This is a genomic window from Streptomyces sp. NPDC002868, from assembly GCF_055563295.1.
On sequence record NZ_JBVHDR010000017.1, the window covers coordinates 1 to 16,330 of the forward strand.

16 protein-coding genes are annotated in these 16,330 nt (G+C 68.6%); 10 read left to right on the forward strand and 6 right to left on the reverse strand.

What is annotated here, in order from left to right; all coding sequences use genetic code 11:
* Nucleotides 1–203 precede the first annotated feature (203 nt).
* Nucleotides 204–563 carry a peptidase inhibitor family I36 protein gene (locus tag ACZ3H8_RS34300; RefSeq protein WP_467408428.1) on the forward strand — a complete coding sequence of 120 codons (360 nt, stop codon included), beginning with the start codon at nt 204–206 and terminating at the stop codon, nt 561–563.
* A 40-nt stretch (nt 564–603) separates the two neighbouring features.
* Here the strand turns inward: ACZ3H8_RS34300 and ACZ3H8_RS34305 are convergent, their stop codons facing one another.
* Both ACZ3H8_RS34305 and aceE read right to left on the reverse strand, forming a co-directional pair.
* The gene (locus ACZ3H8_RS34305) at nt 604–1,389 is read right to left on the reverse strand and encodes a potassium channel family protein (RefSeq protein ID WP_467408431.1); all 786 of its coding nucleotides are present in this window, start codon (nt 1,387–1,389) and stop codon (nt 604–606) included.
* 88 nt (nt 1,390–1,477) lie between these two features.
* Complete coding sequence (gene aceE / locus ACZ3H8_RS34310) at nt 1,478–4,210, reverse strand: pyruvate dehydrogenase (acetyl-transferring), homodimeric type (protein WP_467408432.1); 2,733 nt, start codon at nt 4,208–4,210, stop codon at nt 1,478–1,480.
* Between the two features lie 459 nt (nt 4,211–4,669).
* Here aceE and ACZ3H8_RS34315 point away from each other — a divergent pair, with 459 nt between their 5' ends.
* From ACZ3H8_RS34315 to ACZ3H8_RS34340, 6 genes are all read left to right on the forward strand, one after another.
* Nucleotides 4,670–5,107, forward strand: coding sequence for a DUF3052 domain-containing protein (locus ACZ3H8_RS34315; RefSeq protein ID WP_266544289.1), 438 nt, complete (start codon nt 4,670–4,672; stop codon nt 5,105–5,107).
* Nucleotides 5,108–5,214: 107 nt separating this feature from the next.
* Nucleotides 5,215–5,673, forward strand: coding sequence for a peroxiredoxin (locus ACZ3H8_RS34320; protein ID WP_467408435.1), 459 nt, complete (start codon nt 5,215–5,217; stop codon nt 5,671–5,673).
* Between the two features lie 122 nt (nt 5,674–5,795).
* Nucleotides 5,796–6,371 (forward strand): TerD family protein, encoded by a 576-nt coding sequence (locus ACZ3H8_RS34325; protein WP_467408437.1) that lies wholly within the window; start codon nt 5,796–5,798, stop codon nt 6,369–6,371.
* A gap of 104 nt (nt 6,372–6,475) precedes the next feature.
* Nucleotides 6,476–7,051, forward strand: a complete 576-nt coding sequence (locus ACZ3H8_RS34330) for a TerD family protein (protein ID WP_467408439.1) — start codon at nt 6,476–6,478, stop codon at nt 7,049–7,051.
* A gap of 75 nt (nt 7,052–7,126) precedes the next feature.
* Complete coding sequence (locus ACZ3H8_RS34335; RefSeq protein WP_467408441.1) at nt 7,127–8,263, forward strand: DUF475 domain-containing protein; 1,137 nt, start codon at nt 7,127–7,129, stop codon at nt 8,261–8,263.
* 108 nt (nt 8,264–8,371) lie between these two features.
* A complete protein-coding gene (locus ACZ3H8_RS34340) occupies nt 8,372–9,109 on the forward strand; it encodes a Tellurium resistance (RefSeq protein ID WP_398988996.1) in 738 nt (245 codons plus the stop codon).
* Between the two features lie 6 nt (nt 9,110–9,115).
* On the opposite strand, the gene ACZ3H8_RS34345 is transcribed toward ACZ3H8_RS34340, so the two are convergent.
* Entirely contained in the window at nt 9,116–9,922 is an 807-nt protein-coding gene (locus ACZ3H8_RS34345) for a TerD family protein (protein ID WP_467408444.1), read from the reverse strand.
* A gap of 177 nt (nt 9,923–10,099) precedes the next feature.
* On the opposite strand from ACZ3H8_RS34345, the gene ACZ3H8_RS34350 reads away from it, so the two are divergent.
* Genes ACZ3H8_RS34350 through ACZ3H8_RS34360 form a run of 3 tightly spaced genes read left to right on the forward strand, consistent with a single transcriptional unit; the run spans nt 10,100 to nt 14,615 of the window.
* The gene (locus ACZ3H8_RS34350) at nt 10,100–11,266 is read left to right on the forward strand and encodes an HpcH/HpaI aldolase/citrate lyase family protein (protein ID WP_467408446.1); all 1,167 of its coding nucleotides are present in this window, start codon (nt 10,100–10,102) and stop codon (nt 11,264–11,266) included.
* On the forward strand, nt 11,263–13,794 hold the full coding sequence (locus ACZ3H8_RS34355; protein WP_467408448.1) for a phosphoribosyltransferase: 2,532 nt from the start codon (nt 11,263–11,265) through the stop codon (nt 13,792–13,794). Before ACZ3H8_RS34350 ends, ACZ3H8_RS34355 begins: the two co-directional genes overlap by 4 nt.
* Nucleotides 13,791–14,615, forward strand: coding sequence for an HAD family hydrolase (locus ACZ3H8_RS34360; protein ID WP_467408450.1), 825 nt, complete (start codon nt 13,791–13,793; stop codon nt 14,613–14,615). The genes ACZ3H8_RS34355 and ACZ3H8_RS34360 overlap by 4 nt, the downstream gene beginning before the upstream one ends.
* 21 nt (nt 14,616–14,636) lie before the next feature.
* On the opposite strand, the gene ACZ3H8_RS34365 is transcribed toward ACZ3H8_RS34360, so the two are convergent.
* The 3 genes from ACZ3H8_RS34365 to ACZ3H8_RS34375 all read right to left on the reverse strand — a co-directional run bounded on the left by ACZ3H8_RS34365 (nt 14,637) and on the right by ACZ3H8_RS34375 (nt 16,206).
* Nucleotides 14,637–14,858, reverse strand: coding sequence for an FmdB family zinc ribbon protein (locus ACZ3H8_RS34365; RefSeq protein WP_467408452.1), 222 nt, complete (start codon nt 14,856–14,858; stop codon nt 14,637–14,639).
* A gap of 71 nt (nt 14,859–14,929) precedes the next feature.
* Entirely contained in the window at nt 14,930–15,574 is a 645-nt protein-coding gene (locus ACZ3H8_RS34370) for a FadR/GntR family transcriptional regulator (protein WP_467408455.1), read from the reverse strand.
* Nucleotides 15,575–15,636: 62 nt separating this feature from the next.
* Nucleotides 15,637–16,206, reverse strand: coding sequence for a DUF4383 domain-containing protein (locus ACZ3H8_RS34375; protein WP_467408456.1), 570 nt, complete (start codon nt 16,204–16,206; stop codon nt 15,637–15,639).
* Nucleotides 16,207–16,330 lie beyond the last annotated feature (124 nt).

The window sequence follows — 16,330 nt, forward strand, 5'->3', positions numbered from 1 at the left end:
CAGATGTACGGCAGAGCGGGCTTCACCCTCCTCCGCCACCGCATCCTCCTCGGATAGCCCCACACTGCGTTACCACCGAATGTGAGACAGGGCCACCTATCCGGGTGATGTGCGCCGTACCCCCTTCCCCGCCCCGTCCGCCGCAGGTCAGGGTGCGGTCAAGTGATCAGCGGGTGATCAGTACGACACGGGGGTTGACCGATATGCGCAAGATCGTCATGGCCGGAGTCCTGGCCGCGGCAGTACTGGCGCCGCAGACGGCGGCCGCCGCGCAGCCCCTCCTCGGGGAGTGCGCGGCGGGCGAGCTCTGTCTCTGGGAGAAGGGGAACTTCAAGGGCGCCCGCCAGGCCCATGAACTGTCCGGCACGGACATCGAGAGCTGTGTGCCGCTGCCGCCGGGCACCACCGCACAGGCGCTCGCCAACCGGACCGGGCGGCCCGTCACCACGTACCAGTCGGCGGAGTGCGAGGAAACGGGTGAGTTCGACACCTACCCGGGCGGCGGCACCTGGGTGCCCCAATCGCCGTACGGGGTAAGGGCGTTCAAGATCTGGGAGAGCTAGGGAGAGCCACGGGAGAAGCTGGGGGAGAAGCAGGGGAGAGCTAGCCGACGGGCTGCTCGGGCACAGGGCCCGGCGCCGGTACGGGAGCGGCGGCCCCGGCGACCGCTCCCGACAGCCGCCCGACCTCCGCCCGCAGGTCCTTGACCTCCTGCATGAGCGCTTCGAGGAGCGCCGTCTGCCGGCGCTCCTCCGCGTCGTCGCGCTCGAAGCGGGAGATGAACCACGCCGCGATATTGGCGGTGACGACACCGAGCAGCGCGATCCCCGAGAGCATCAGCCCGACCGCGAGCACCCGCCCGAGTCCGGTCGTCGGCGCGTGATCGCCGTATCCGACCGTCGTCATCGTCGTGAACGACCACCACACCGCGTCACCCAGCGTCTTGATGTTCCCGCCCGGCGCGTCCCGCTCCACATGCAGCACGGCCAGCGAGCCGAACATCATCAGCCCCACCACCGCGCCCCCGACATACGTCGTCAGCGTGATCTGCGGCGCCATCCTGGCCCGCCGGCCCACCAGCAGCAGTGTGGAGACGACCCGCAGCAGCCGCAGCGGCTGCACCAGCGGCAGCACCACCGCGATCAGGTCCAGCGGATGGCTGCGTACGAACAGCCGCTTGCCCGGCGCCAGCGTCAGCCGTACGAGGTAGTCGAAGGCGAACGCGCCCCACACCACCCATTCGGTGACCGTGCAGACGGTGTGCACCCAGCGGCCCGCGTCGGGCGCGACGATCGGCACGGCGTACGCGACGCCGAACGCCACGGCGAGCGCCAGCAGGGGCTTCTGCATGCGCTGTTCCCACCGGACCTGCGCCGTTCGCTGCTTCATGCCACGCATCGTCATGCCACGCATCGTAAGGAAGCCGAAGGGCGGCGGGACCCACCTGGGTCCCGCCGCCCTTCACAGCGTCATGAAACTACGCGTCGCCGCCGGCCGCGCCGGGGTCCGCCGCAGCCACGTCCAGCAGCTGGTAGCGGTCCACCGCCTGCTTCAGCACCGAGCGGTCGACCTTGCCCTCCCGCGCCAGCTCCGTGAGCACCGCGAGCACGATCGACTGCGCGTCGATGTGGAAGTAGCGACGGGCGGCGCCACGCGTGTCGGCGAAGCCGAAGCCGTCCGCGCCCAGCGACTGGTACGTGCCGGGCACCCAGCGCGAGATCTGGTCCGGGACCGAGCGCATCCAGTCCGAGACCGCGACAAACGGGCCCTCGGAGCCGGACAGCTTCCGCGTCACATACGGGACGCGCTGCTCCTCCTCCGGGTGGAGCAGGTTGTACCGCTCCACGTCGACGGCCTCGCGCCGCAGCTCGTTCCAGGACGTCGCCGACCACACATCGGCGCGCACATTCCACTCCTCGGCGAGGATCCGCTGCGCCTCGACCGCCCACGGCACGGCCACACCGGACGCCATGATCTGCGCGGGGATCGTGCCTGCCTCGCCCGCCTGGTAGCGGTAGATGCCCTTGAGGATGCCCTCGGCGTCCACGTCGGCCGGCTCGGCCGGGTGCTGGATCGGCTCGTTGTAGACGGTGAGGTAGTAGAAGACGTCCTCGGCGTCCGGGCCGTACATCCTGCGCAGACCGTCCTGGACGATGTGCGCGATCTCGAAGCCGAAGGCCGGGTCGTACGCGACACAGCCCGGGTTCGTCGAGGCGAGCAGCTGCGAGTGGCCGTCCGCGTGCTGCAGACCCTCACCGGTCAGGGTCGTGCGTCCCGCGGTCGCACCCAGCACAAAACCGCGTGCGAGCTGGTCGGCCATCTGCCAGAACTGATCGCCGGTGCGCTGGAAACCGAACATCGAGTAGAAGACGTACACCGGGATCAGCGGCTCGCCGTGCGTGGCGTACGCAGAACCGGCCGCGATCAGCGATGCCGTGCAGCCCGCCTCGGAGATGCCGTCGTGCAGCATCTGCCCGGTCGGCGACTCCTTGTAGGCGAGCAGCAGGTCGCGGTCCACCGCTTCGTACTGCTGGCCCAGCGGGTTGTAGATCTTGGCGCTCGGGAAGAACGAGTCCATTCCGAAGGTGCGGTACTCGTCCGGCGCGATCAGTACGAAGCGCTTGCCGATCTCCTTGTCCCGCATGAGGTCCTTGAGCAGCCGTACGAACGCCATGGTGGTGGCGATCGACTGCTGGCCGGAGCCCTTCTTGACCGCCGCGTACGTCTTGTCCTCGGGCAGGACCAGCGGCTTGGACCGCACGACCCGGGTCGGGACATACCCGCCCAGCGCCTTGCGGCGGTCGTGCATGTACTGGATCTCCTCCGAGTCGCGGCCCGGGTGGTAGTACGGCGGCGCGCCGTCCTCGAGCTGCTTGTCGGTGATGGGGATGTGCAGCCTGTCCCGGAAGCGCTTGAGGTCGTCGACCGTCAGCTTCTTCATCTGGTGGGTCGCGTTGCGGCCCTCGAAGTTCGGGCCGAGCGTCCAGCCCTTGACGGTCTGGGCGAGGATCACGGTCGGCTGGCCCTTGTGGGCCTTGGCCGCCGCGTACGCCGCGTAGACCTTCTTGTGGTCGTGGCCGCCGCGGCCCAGGTGCAGGATCTGGTCGTCGGTCATGTTCTCGACCATGGCGCGCAGCCGGTGGTCGTCGCCGAAGAAGTGCCCGCGGATGTACGCGCCGGTCTCGGTGGCGTACGTCTGGAACTGGCCGTCGGGCGTCGTGTTCAGCTTGTTGACCAGCACGCCGTCGCGGTCCTGCGCGAGCAGCGGGTCCCAGGAGCGGTCCCAGACCAGCTTGATGACATTCCAGCCGGCGCCGCGGAACTGCGACTCCAGCTCCTGGATGATCTTGCCGTTGCCGCGGACCGGGCCGTCGAGGCGCTGCAGGTTGCAGTTGACGACGAAGGTCAGGTTGTCCAGGCTCTCGCGGGCGGCGATGGAGAGCTGTCCGAGCGACTCGGGCTCGTCCATCTCGCCGTCGCCGAGGTAGGCCCAGACGTGCGACTGGGAGGTGTCGGCGATGCCGCGCGCCTCCATGTAGCGGTTCATCCGGGCCTGGTAGATCGCGCCGAGGGGGCCAAGGCCCATGGAGACGGTCGGGAACTCCCAGAAGTCCGGCATCAGCCGCGGGTGCGGGTAGCTGGACAGACCGTCGGGGGCCTTCGACTTCTCCTGGCGGAAGGCGTCGAGCCGGGCCTCGCTGAGGCGGTCGAGCAGGAAGGCACGGGCGTAGATGCCGGGGGAGGCGTGCCCCTGGAAGAAGATCTGGTCGCCGCCGTCGCCCTGGTCCTTGCCGCGGAAGAAGTGGTTGAAGCCCACGTCGTAGAGGGAGGCGGAGGAGGCGAACGTGGCGATGTGCCCGCCGACGCCGATGCCCGGGCGCTGCGCGCGGGAGACCATCACCGCGGCGTTCCAGCGGGTCGCGTTGAGGATCTTGCGCTCGATCTCCTCGTTGCCGGGGAAGAACGGCTCGTCCTTGGTGGCGATAGTGTTGATGTAGTCCGTGCTGCGCATCTCGGGCACGGCCACGCGCTTCTCGCGGGCCCGCTCGATCAGTCGGAGCATCAGGTAGCGGGCGCGCTCCCGGCCCCGCTCGTCGACGGCGGCGTCGAGGGAGTCCAGCCACTCCTGGGTCTCTTCAGGATCGAAGTCCGGGACCTGGCTGGGAAGGCCGCCAATGATGATCGGGTTGCGATCGGATCCGGAAGCCACGCTATTCCTTCGCTGTTCGATGGGTTGTGCGTCTACGGGACGTACGGGATGTCTACTCGGTGTCGCGCCGCCTCCCATCGTGTACCGCGGGAAGGCAAACGTCATCTCTACCGAGGGGTAACCCTCGTTCTCCGAGACATACGGCCCGCACCGCTGTTCCGGGTCGGGTCAAATCGCAACCTTACGCCCAACTCGGCAATGCGTTTCGTTTCAATGTTCGGTTCCGATTGGTACACCGAAGGGGCAGAATGCCGCAAAGGCGGCCGAATGGTGTCCCATGAATCAGGAAAGGGCGTCGAGCGTGCCTGGAGTTGCGTCGAGACGGCCGCAAACGTCACCGTTTCGGCGGTCTGGACGGCCGGGTACTTGCGCGATCCGTCCCGCCCGTGTGGACTACGGCCAATGCCACGCGTACGCGCGAGGCCGCAGCATTTTCCGAAAACGATCAGGAGGCAAGCCGTGAGCGCGACCGCGGACCACGCGGAGGAGCGGACCAACCCAGCCGCAAGGCTGGGGTTCGAGCCCGGACAGGTGGTCCAGGAGATCGGCTACGACGACGACGTCGAGCAGGAGCTCCGTGAGGGCATCGAGGCCGTGACGGGCCAGGAAATCGTCGACGAGGACTACGACGACGTCGCAGACGTCGTGTTGCTGTGGTTCCGGGACGAGGACGGCGACCTTACGGACGCACTGGTTGACGCCATCGGTCTGATCGACGAGGGCGGAGCCGTCTGGCTGTTGACGCCCAAGACCGGCCGTGACGGGTACGTCGAACCCAGCGACATCAACGAGGCCGCACAGACCGCGGGACTCTCCCAGACCAAGAGCATCAACGCCGGCAAGGACTGGACCGGCAGCAGGCTGGTGACTCCCAAGGCGGCGAAGTCGAAGCGCTGAGCCGCAGCAGCAGGCCCGTGGCCCCCACCGACGTAGGTCGGCGGGGGCCTTCTGCGTAGGGTGAGAGACCACTGGATCGGACTGTCCGAATCGAAGGGATGCACGCTATGGCGATCGAGGTCGGCACCAAGGCCCCGGATTTCGAGCTGAGGGACAACCACGGCCGCACCGTGAGCCTCGCCGAGTTCCGCGGCGAGAAGAACGTGGTGCTCCTCTTCTACCCCTTCGCCTTCACCGGCGTGTGCACGGGCGAGCTGTGCGCACTACGTGACGAGCTGCCGGCGTTCGTCAACGACGCCACCCAGCTGCTCGCCGTCTCCACCGACTCGATCCACACGCTGCGCGTCTTCGCCGAGCAGGAGGGCCTGGAGTATCCGCTGCTCTCGGACTTCTGGCCGCACGGCGAGACCTCGCGCGCGTACGGCGTCTTCGACGAGGAGAAGGGATGCGCGGTGCGCGGAACCTTCATCATCGACAAGGAGGGCGTCGTCCGCTGGACGGTCGTCAACGGCCTGCCGGACGCCCGCGACCTGAACGACTACGTCAAGGCGCTGGACACCCTCTGATTCTTCGGGCGATCCCTGCACTAAAGGCTGTTTGAGTGGGAACCGGTCACTAGGATCCATTCGTTGATCCGACATCGAACGCACGACGGGGGCGCTGCCCCTGACAACACCTGGAGGGACTCGTGGGAGTCAGCCTCAGCAAGGGCGGCAACGTCTCGCTGACCAAGGCCGCGCCCAACCTGACCGCGGTCATCGTGGGCCTGGGCTGGGACGTCAGGACCACCACCGGCACCGACTTCGACCTCGACGCCAGCGCCCTGCTGACCAATGCCGAGGGCAAGGTCGCCACCGACGGCAACTTCGTCTTCTTCAACAACCTCAAGAGCGCCGACGGCTCCGTCGAGCACACCGGTGACAACCTCACGGGTGAGGGCGAGGGCGACGACGAGCAGATCAAGGTCAACCTCGCCTCGGTCCCGGCCGACGTCGACAAGATCGTCTTCCCGGTCTCGATCTACGAGGCCGAGAGCCGCCAGCAGTCGTTCGGCCAGGTACGCAACGCGTTCATTCGCGTCGTCAACCAGGCCGGCGGCGCCGAGCTCGCGCGCTACGACCTGAGCGAGGACGCCTCGACCGAGACCGCGATGGTCTTCGGCGAGCTCTACCGCAATGGCCCGGAGTGGAAGTTCCGAGCCATCGGCCAGGGTTATGCCTCGGGCCTGCGCGGCATCGCGCAGGACTTCGGCGTGAACGTCTGAGCCAGCAGCACCAGCAGCATTTCCGCTTCCGGCGCCGCACATTCTCCGTGCGGCGCCGGATGTGCCTGTCTCACCATCACCGCCATCCGGGGAGGACCAAGAACATGGGCGTCACGCTCGCCAAGGGAGGCAATGTCTCCCTCTCCAAGGCCGCACCGAACCTCATACAGGTGCTGGTCGGACTCGGCTGGGACGCGCGCTCCACCACCGGAGCGCCCTTCGACCTCGACGCCAGCGCGCTGCTGTGCGAGTCGGGCCGGGTGCTCGGCGACGAGTACTTCGTCTTCTACAACAACCTCAAGAGCCCCGAAGGCTCCGTCGAGCACACCGGTGACAACCTCACGGGCGAGGGGGAGGGGGACGACGAGTCGCTGCTGGTGGACCTCTCCAAGGTGCCGGCCAATGTCGACAAGATCACCTTCCCGGTCTCCATTCATGAGGCGGACAACCGCGGCCAGACGTTCGGCCAGGTCAGCAATGCCTTCATCCGGGTGGTGAACCAGGCGGACGGCCAGGAGCTCGCGCGCTACGACCTGAGCGAGGACGCCTCGACCGAGACCGCAATGATCTTCGGCGAGCTCTACCGCTATGGCGGCGAATGGAAATTCCGAGCGGTGGGGCAGGGGTACGCGTCGGGGCTGCGAGGCATCGCTCTAGACTTCGGGGTCAATGTTTCGTAAAGCCGCGTACGGCGCGAGGGGAGGCCCTCTCCCAGACTCCGTCCGGGGGCACCCCCATTACACGATTGGGTACCAGTGGTTCTGAAAACCTTCGGCTGGTCGTTCGCGGTCACCGCGCTCGGCTTGGTCGCAGCAGTCTTGTTCGGCGGGTGGACCGCGTTCGGCATCGTTGCGATCCTGTCCGTCCTCGAGATCTCGCTGTCCTTCGACAACGCGGTGGTCAACGCCGGAATCCTGAAGAAGATGAGTGCCTTCTGGCAGAAGATCTTCCTCACGATCGGTGTGCTCATCGCCGTGTTCGGCATGCGACTGGTCTTCCCCGTCGTGATCGTTGCCATCAGCGCCAAGATCGGCCCCATCGAGGCGGTCGACCTCGCGTTCAACGACGCTGAGCGCTACGAGCAACTGGTCACCGACGCTCACCCGTCGATCGCCGCGTTCGGTGGCATGTTCCTGCTGATGATCTTCCTCGACTTCATCTTCGAGGACCGTGACATCAAGTGGCTCGGCTGGCTGGAGCGGCCGCTGGCCAAGCTCGGCAAGATCGACATGCTGTCGGTCTGCATCGCGCTCATCGTGCTGCTTGTCAGCGCGATGACCTTCGCGACCCAGGCGCACCAGCACGCCGGGCACGCCGACAAGGCGGCGACGGTGCTGCTCTCCGGCGTCGCGGGCCTGATCACGTATCTGGTCGTCGGTGGTCTCTCCGGCTTCTTCGAGAACAGGATCGAGGAAGAGGAGGAGCGCGAGCACGAGGCCGAGGAAGAGGCCAAGAAGAGCGGCAAGAAGGTTTCCGCGACCCAGCTGGTCGGCAAGGCCGCGTTCTTCATGTTCCTGTACCTCGAGGTCCTGGACGCCTCGTTCTCGTTCGACGGTGTCATCGGCGCCTTCGCCATCACCAACGACATCGTGCTGATGGCGCTCGGCCTCGGCATCGGCGCCATGTACGTGCGGTCGCTCACGGTCTACCTGGTCCGCCAGGGCACCCTGGACGACTACGTCTACCTGGAGCACGGCGCGCACTACGCGATCGGCGCGCTCGCGGTGATCCTCCTCGTCACCATCCAGTACCAGATCAGCGAGATCATCACCGGTCTGGTCGGCGTCGTGCTGATCGCCTGGTCGTTCTGGTCGTCGGTGCGGCGCAACAGGGCCATCGCGGCGGCCCAGGCGAAATCGATCGAACCACAGGGTGACTCCGCGAAGGTGTGACCCTGCGGGGATTGAGGAACGCTCTGAGCGGGGCGGTTCCGAGGCACGGCCTCGGTGCCGCCCCGCGGGGTTCACTGCGGGGTTCACCGATGTATGTAGGGGTGGGGCATGGCTTTCTGGGACAGCCTGTGGCGGGGCAGGGCACCGCAGTTCGACTCGGGCAGCGCCGCGACGAACTCCATCGAGCTGACCAAACGGCACCCGACGGTCTCGCTCACCAAACAGGGCGCGGCCACCGGCAATCTGCGCGTCAACCTCTCCTGGCGGATGCGTACGTCCGACATCGAGGGCAGGTCCAAACAGAGCGGCAGGCTGCTGCGGCACCCCTTCAAGCTCTTCCAGCCCGATGTGGTCCAGGCGCACACCCAAGGTGTGGTCAATGTGGACCTCGACCTCGGCTGCCTGTATGAGCTGATGGACGGCAGCAAGGGCGTGGTGCAGCCGCTGGGCAGCTTCTTCGGCAGCATCAACGAGCCGCCGTATGTGAAGCTCAGCGGCGACGACCGGTTCGGCTCCCCCTCCGGCGAGACGATCTACGTCAATCTCGACCACCGCGAGTCGATCAGGCGGCTGCTGTTCTTCGCCTACATCTACGACCAGACGCCGGCCTTCGACCGTACGCACGCGCATGTGACGCTCTACCCGAGCAACGGCCCGCGGGTCGAGATAGAGCTCGACGAACGCGCGCCGCAGGCCCGCTCCTGTGCCGTGTTCTCCATGGAGAACGTGAAGGGCGAGCTGGTCGTGCGCCGTGAGGTGAAGTTCGTATACGGCTTCCAGGCGGAGCTGGACCGGTTGTACGGGTGGGGCCTGCAGTGGGGACGCGGGTACAAGAACCGTGTCTAGCTGCGCCTACGGCCGTACGAACTGGGGGCCCATCGGGGGCAGCTGGAAGTTCGGGTCGGGGGCATACGCCGCCGCCGCGGCGGGCTGGGGGTAGCCGTAGGCCGATGCCGCGGCGGGTTGGGTCGCCGCGGGCTGCGGGTATCCGTAGGCAGCCGGGGACGCGGCCGGCTGGGTCGCGGGCTGGGGGTATCCGTACGCCGGCTGCGCCGTGGGCGCGGTCGGCTCGGGCTGGGGCTGGGGCGACGGTTCCGCGGCCGCCTCCGCCTCGTCCACCGAGATGCCGAACTCCGTGGCCAGACCCACCAGACCGGTCGGGTAGCCCTGCCCCACCGCGCGGAACTTCCAGCCCTCCCCGCGCCGGTACAGCTCACCGCAGATGATCGCCGTCTCCTCGCCCGTTTCCGGCTTCACATCGAAGACGGTCAGCGGCTCGCTGTCGGCCAGGGCCGCGTCGTAGAGCAATATCCGCAGATCCCGTACATGCTGGAAGGTGTCGCCGTCCGAGGACGCGGCGAGCACCACCTGATCGACCGACGCGTCGAGTGAGGAGAGATCCGCCTCGACCGTGTCCGTCAGATGCTCGGCGACACGCTTCTTGGGCAGCCGCCGCACCAGGCCCGACGGGTGGCGCGGCTGGTTGTAGAAGACGAAGTCCTCGTCCGAGCGCACGCGGCCGTCGGGGCCGAGCAACAGGGCGGAGGCGTCCACATCGGGGACCCCGGCGCCCGGGGTCCAGCGCAGCACGGCCCGTACGGCCGTGGCATCGAGAGGGACGTTCGAGCCCTTCAGCATCGCGTGCGTCATGAGCGTCATCCTGCCTTCCCAGTGGCCGTGCGGACAACGCGGGGGCCCTTGTTCTCCGGCCGGGACATGGGCATGGTGCAAGCGGGTTACCTGGAATTCATGGGCTTGGGGAACTCTTGACACAGAGTCGTACGTACTATTACCGGCCACGTCAGTCGGGCCGCCAAGGCAGTACGGGGGAAACAAATGCGTCACTTCGGGCATCTTTCGTCTGCCGTCCGCGACAGCTTGTTCCATCAGGAGCCGTGCGAATTCACTGCTGCGTCTCCTGCCCGCACGCTCGCCACCGCGCTCGGCGCCACCCTCTACAGCCCGGCCACCCGGCCGAAGCTCGCTGACGACGCGCTCAAGCAGGTGGGCCGCGGAGTCGTCTCCATGGTCCTCTGCCTGGAGGATTCCATCGACGACGCGGATGTCGCCGCCGCAGAGGACAACCTGGTCCGGCAGTTTGCCGACCTCGATTCGCGCGGCGTGGAGCTGCCGCTGCTCTTCATCCGGGTCCGTGAGCCCGGGCAGATCCAGAGCCTGGTGGACCGGCTCGGCCCCTCGGTCCGGAGACTGTCCGGATTCGTACTACCGAAGTTCACGGAGGAGCGGGGTGTGCCGTTTCTGGAGGCCCTCACTTTCGCGGAATCGGCGAGCGGTCAGCGGCTCTTCGCGATGCCTGTGCTGGAATCTCCGGAGCTGCTCCACCTGGAAACGAGGACGGAGACCCTCGCGGGGATCGCCCGCACGCTGAACAAGTACCGCGAGCGGGTGCTGGCGCTGCGACTCGGCGTCACGGACTTCTGCTCTGCGTACGGGCTGCGCCGGTCGCCCGACATGACCGCGTACGACGTCCAGATCGTCGCCGCGGTCATCGCCGACGTGGTGAACGTCCTGGGACGGGCCGACGGCACCGGCTACACGGTGACCGGCCCTGTCTGGGAGTACTTCCGGCTCCAGGAGCGCATGTTCAAGCCCCAGCTGCGCCGAAGCCCCTTCATGGAGGGCCGGGCGGAGGAACTGCGCACCGCGCTCATCGAGCACGACCTGGACGGCCTGCTCCGCGAGATCGGGCTGGACCGGGCGAACGGGCTGCAGGGCAAGACCTGCATCCACCCCTCGCATGTACTGCCCGTGCACGCGCTGTCAGTCGTCAGTCACGAAGAGTTCAGCGACGCGCAGGACATCCTGCGGCCGGAGCGGGGTGGCGGAGGCGTGATGCGTTCCGCGTACACGAACAAAATGAACGAAGTGAAGCCGCACCGGGCCTGGGCCGAGCGCACGCTGATGCGTGCGGAGGTCTTCGGGGTGGCCAAGGAGGAGGTCGGCTTCGTGGAGCTGCTCACGGCCGGAATCTCGGCTGAATGACGAGGAGAGAGACAGACACCGTGGTGTGGTCGGGAACGTGGGTCGCTGAGCGGCTCGGCGTCGAGCTCGTGGGAGACGAGACGCTGAGCGGCCTGCTGGGGCTTGCTCTGCGCCGGAATCCCAAGCGCGCGCATCTGCTCGTATCGAACGTGCTGGGCAAGCATGTGCCGCAGTCACCGGCGGTGGTGTACGGCGCGGGGTACGGGCTCGGTGAGCGCGTGCGGGAGCTGCTCGGCCACGAGGCGGCGTCACGCGCGGTGGTCCTGGGCTACGCCGAGACGGCGACGGGCCTTGGCCACTCGGTGGCGGACGGATTGGGCCTCGCGCCGTATCTGCACTCCACACGCCGTCCGGTCGAGGGCGTGGAACGGGCCGGCGGCTTCGAGGAGTCCCACTCGCACGCGACGTCACACCTGCTGCTGCCGGAGGACCCGCGGCTGCTGGCCGGGGACGGCCCGCTGGTGCTGGTGGACGACGAGTTCTCGACGGGCAACACCGTGCTCAACACGATCCGCGACCTGCACGAGCGGTACCCGCGCGACCGGTACGTGATCGTGGCGCTGGTCGACATGCGCTCGGACGACGACCGCGACCGTCTGTCGGTCCTCGCGCGGGAACTGGGCGCGCGGGTGGACCTGGTGGCACTCGCGTCGGGCACGCTACGGCTCCCGGAGGGCGTGCTGGAGAAGGGCCAGGCGCTGGTGGCGGAGCATGAGGCGGTCGGCGGGGCGGCGGGTTCGCCGCCGGGCGCCGCGGGACAGGCCGCCGCGCAAGCCACCCCCCGCCGCGCCGAGCGCGTCGAGCTCGGGTGGCCCCGTGGGGTGCCCGACGGGGGACGGCATGGGTTTACGCCCCGGCACCGGGAGCAGCTGGAGCCCGCCCTGCCGGGCATGGCCGCGCGCATCGCCGACGCGCTCGGCGATGCGGCCACAGGCCGCTCGCGTCGCGTCCTCGTGCTCGGGTTCGAGGAGCTGATGTACGCGCCTCTCCGGCTCGGGACCGCCCTTGAGCAGGTCATCGACGCCGACGTGCGGTACTCCACCACCACCCGCTCGCCCGTCCTCGCCGTCGACGACCCCGGCTATGCCATACGCAGCCGCCTCGTCTTCCCGGCCCACGACAACCCCGCCGACGGCCCCGGCGAGCGGTACGCCTACAACGTCGCCGGCGCCGGCTTCGACGCCGTCGTAGCCGTCGTCGACTCGGCCGCCGACACCCCCCAACTGCACGCCCCCGACGGCCTGCTGGCCCAGCTTGCCGCGCACACCCCGCACGTCGTGCTGGCCGTCGTGCCGAGCTATGTCCCCAGCTATGTCCCCAGCTACGTACCCGAATACGTATCCGAAAGAGCTGCCATGCTGCCCGAGCCCCTCCGCGGCCCCGAGTTCTCCTCCTACGCGGCGGACGAGGTGGGCTGGCTGCTCCAGGATCTGTCCGAGACCGAGCTGGAGGCCCCGACGGAGGAGCGCGAGGAGGCCATACAGAGCGGCGCGCACTACGCCGAGTCGCTGCCCGTCGAGTACCAGCCCAGCGCCCAGTACCAGGCGCTGTTCAAGGCCGCGCTGGAGACCTCCGCTGCCCGTATCGCCCGCGCCGTCGGAACCGTCACCGAGACCGTCATCGCCGAGCTCCCCCAGCGCCGTCGGCCTGGGAGGGACCTCCACGAGCCGCGTCCCGTACTCGTATCGCTGGCCCGCGCCGGCACCCCCATCGGCGTGCTGATGCGCCGCTGGGCCCAGCACCGGCACGGCCTGGACCTGCCGCACTACGCCGTGTCCATCGTCCGCGGCCGCGGCATCGACACCAACGCCCTGCGCTGGCTCCAGCAGCACCACGACCCGGCCGACGTCGTGTTCGTCGACGGCTGGACCGGCAAGGGTGCGATCACCCGCGAACTGGCCGACGCGCTTGCCGAGTTCGAGGGCTTCAACCCCGAGATCGCCGTCCTGGCCGACCCCGGCGGCTGTGTCCGCACCTACGGCACCCGCGAGGACTTCCTCATCCCCTCCGCCTGCCTCAACTCCACGGTCTCCGGCCTGATATCGCGTACGGTGCTCCGCGCCGACCTGGTCGGCCCGAACGACTTCCACGGCGCGAAGTTCTACCGCGAGCTCGCCGGCAGCGATGTCTCGGAACACTTCCTGGACACGGTCGCCGCCCGCTTCGACGAGGTCGCGGCCGCCGTCGACGCCGATGTCAAGGAGCTTCTGTCGGCGGACCGCGCGCCCACCTGGGAAGGCTGGGCCGCCGTGGAGCGGATCAGCGAGGAGTACGGCATCCACGATGTGAACCTGGTCAAGCCGGGCGTGGGCGAGACGACGCGCGTACTGCTGCGCCGCGTCCCCTGGAAGATCCTCGCCAAGCGCGGCGCGGGCGCCGACCTGGACCATGTACGGCTGCTGGCCGAGCAGCGCGGCGTACCGGTCGAGGAGGTCGACGGACTTCCGTACACCTGCGTCGGGTTGATCCACCCCCAGTACACCCGCGGCGCGACCGGCGCGGACGGCAAGGCGGTGTCGGCCCTGTGAGCACCGCAGCGCAGAGGAAGACGCTCGTCGCCAGCGACCTCGACCGCACCCTCATCTACTCCGCCCCCGCCCTCCAGCTCCCCATGCCGGACGCGGAAGCACCCCGCCTGCTCTGCGTCGAGGTGTACGAACACAAGCCACTGTCGTATCTCACGGAGACCGCGGCCGGGCTGCTGACCCAGCTCGCCGCCGACACCGTCTTCGTGCCGACCACCACCCGCACCCGCGAGCAGTACCACCGCATCCATCTCCCGGGCCCCGTCCCCGAGTTCGCGATCTGCGCCAACGGCGGGCACCTCCTCGTCGACGGCGTGTCCGACCCCGAATGGCAGCGGCAGGTCGCCGCCCGCCTCGCCGACGAGTGCGCCTCGCTCGCCGAAGTACGCGACCACCTCCTCGCAGCCGCCGACCCCGCCTGGTTGCTCAAGGAGCGGATCGCCGAAGGCCTCTTCGCGTATCTCGTCGTCGAGCGCAGCCTGCTGCCAGAGGGCTGGGTCAAGGAGCTCGCCGAGTGGGCGGAGGGCCGCGGCTGGACCGTCTCGCTCCAGGGCCGCAAGATCTACGCCGTGCCCCAGCCGCTCACCAAGAGCGCGGCGGTCCGCGAAATCGCCCGCCGTACGGATGCCACACAGATCCTCGCCGCCGGGGACTCCCTCCTCGACGCCGATCTGCTGCTCGCCGCGGACCGCGCCTGGCGGCCGGGCCACGGAGAGCTCGCCGACAGCGGCTGGATCGCCCCGAACGTCGAGGTGCTCGGTGAGACGGGTGTCGTTGCGGGCGAGGAGATCCTGCGCCGGTTGAGCCTTGCCGCCGGGCGGTAGGGGCGGCGGGGCGAAGCCGCCTCAGCCGCAGCAGCCGCCGCCGCAGCAACCCCCGCCACCGCCGCCGCTTCCTGCACCGGGCGCGGGCGCGGACTTCGTACCGCCGACGGCGACGGCCGAGAGCAGCTTGACGGTGTCCTCGTGGCCGGCCGGGCAGCTCGCCGGGTCGGAGGACTGGGCCATCGGCCGGTTCACTTCGAAGGTGTCGGCGCAGCTGCGGCAGCGGTATTCGTAACGAGGCATGGCCTCAGGTTATCGGCAGCGCGGCGGTTGGCGGGTGGCGCTCTACCGGCGGCGCTTTGCAGGTGGTCGCGCTACGGGTGCTCACGCATCGCGAGGTCGAGCAGTTCGAGCGTGGCCATGTACGCGCCGTCCACGTCCCCTTCCCGTACCCGCTCCACGACCGCCGCGTGCACGCCGACCGGATCCTCCGGCGTCCCCGCCAGGTGCACGCGCCGGTCGCGCTCGATGAGCACCGGGATGATCACCCGGCGCATCTGCGCGAAGAACCGGTTGCGTGAGGCGGCCAGCAGGGCGGTGTGGAACGACGCGTCCGAGCGCACGCCGAGCACCGGATCGTCCCCTGCCGCCCGCATCGCGTCGAGCGCCGCGTCGAGCGCCGCGAGGTCCTGTTCGCCGCGGTGCTCGGCGGCGAGTGAGGCGGCGGCCGGTTCGATGGAGCGGCGCAGCTCCAGCATGTCCGCGAAGAACTCGGCCGATGCACCGGCGGCGAGCGTCCAGCGCAGTACGTCGGTGTCCAGGAGGTTCCAGTCGTCCCGTGGCCGTACGAACGTGCCGCGCCGCCGGCGGGCGTCGATGAGGCCCTTCGTCGTCAGCACCTTGATCGCTTCGCGCAGCACGGCCTGGCTGACGTCCAGCTCGGCCATCAGCTGCGGCAGATCGAGCGGGTCGCCCTCGGCGTAGGTGCCGTCGAAAATCCGGCGGGCGAGAGCCTCCACGGCGGCCCCGTGCACCCCGCGGCCCGCGTAGGCGGCGTAGCCGGTGTTGCTCGTGCCGGCCTCTACTCGCCTGCTCCCTTTCGTAGCACCTCACCCCGTTCGCGCTGCTGGGCGCGCTGCTCCTGGTCCGCCTGGTCGGGGTGGCGGGCCTTCCAGTACGGGTTGTCGTGCGGCAGCGTCGCGCTGACCCTCCCGTACATCCCGAAGAACATCAGCATCACGCCCACCACAAAGCTGAACAGCACGTTCTGGATGTGGAAGGCGAGGAAGTTGTAGTCGGTCTCCAGCAGGGCGAGATTGAGGAAGCCGCTGAGGATGAAGGCGACGCCGAGGATCATGTTCACGGTCGAGGCGAAGTTGCCGCCGATGATCATCCCGACGAAGAGCAGCGCCCCTACGCAGATGGAGAGGACGCTCAGTGCGCCGTTGGTGTTGAGCCCCGCGACGGTGTCACCGCTGATGTCGAAGAAGCCGATCTTGTTGATCAGTCCCAGAATGCCGAAGGCGAGCAGCACAAGACCCATCAGACCTGCGCCCACGCGGTAGACCTGGCTGAGGCGATGATCGACGGGGAGATGTTCGTCGAGCCGGATGCGGCGGGTGGTTTCGGGGTGCGGTACGTGTGTTGCCATGTCTGGGCTCCCTTTGTACGTACTCGTACCCCCAAGGATCCGCCCGAGGGCGCGGCCGGACAACCAGGGAGGGCGTCCGGAATGGCCGGGCAGGGCGCGCCGCGCGGGGGCCGCGTGCCGGGGT

What these genes read in the sequence shown, in the direction of transcription:
- ACZ3H8_RS34300 (WP_467408428.1), top strand. Translation starts at nt 204, where the DNA reads ATGCGCAAGATCGTCATGGCCGGAGTCCTGGCCGCGGCAGTACTGGCG.
- ACZ3H8_RS34305 (WP_467408431.1), bottom strand. Translation starts at nt 1,389, where the DNA reads ATGAAGCAGCGAACGGCGCAGGTCCGGTGGGAACAGCGCATGCAGAAG.
- ACZ3H8_RS34320 (WP_467408435.1), top strand. Translation starts at nt 5,215, where the DNA reads ATGGCGATCGAGGTCGGCACCAAGGCCCCGGATTTCGAGCTGAGGGAC.
- ACZ3H8_RS34330 (WP_467408439.1), top strand. Translation starts at nt 6,476, where the DNA reads ATGGGCGTCACGCTCGCCAAGGGAGGCAATGTCTCCCTCTCCAAGGCC.
- ACZ3H8_RS34340 (WP_398988996.1), top strand. Translation starts at nt 8,372, where the DNA reads ATGGCTTTCTGGGACAGCCTGTGGCGGGGCAGGGCACCGCAGTTCGAC.
- ACZ3H8_RS34345 (WP_467408444.1), bottom strand. Translation starts at nt 9,922, where the DNA reads ATGACGCTCATGACGCACGCGATGCTGAAGGGCTCGAACGTCCCTCTC.
- ACZ3H8_RS34350 (WP_467408446.1), top strand. Translation starts at nt 10,100, where the DNA reads ATGCGTCACTTCGGGCATCTTTCGTCTGCCGTCCGCGACAGCTTGTTC.
- ACZ3H8_RS34355 (WP_467408448.1), top strand. Translation starts at nt 11,263, where the DNA reads ATGACGAGGAGAGAGACAGACACCGTGGTGTGGTCGGGAACGTGGGTC.
- ACZ3H8_RS34365 (WP_467408452.1), bottom strand. Translation starts at nt 14,858, where the DNA reads ATGCCTCGTTACGAATACCGCTGCCGCAGCTGCGCCGACACCTTCGAA.
- ACZ3H8_RS34375 (WP_467408456.1), bottom strand. Translation starts at nt 16,206, where the DNA reads ATGGCAACACACGTACCGCACCCCGAAACCACCCGCCGCATCCGGCTC.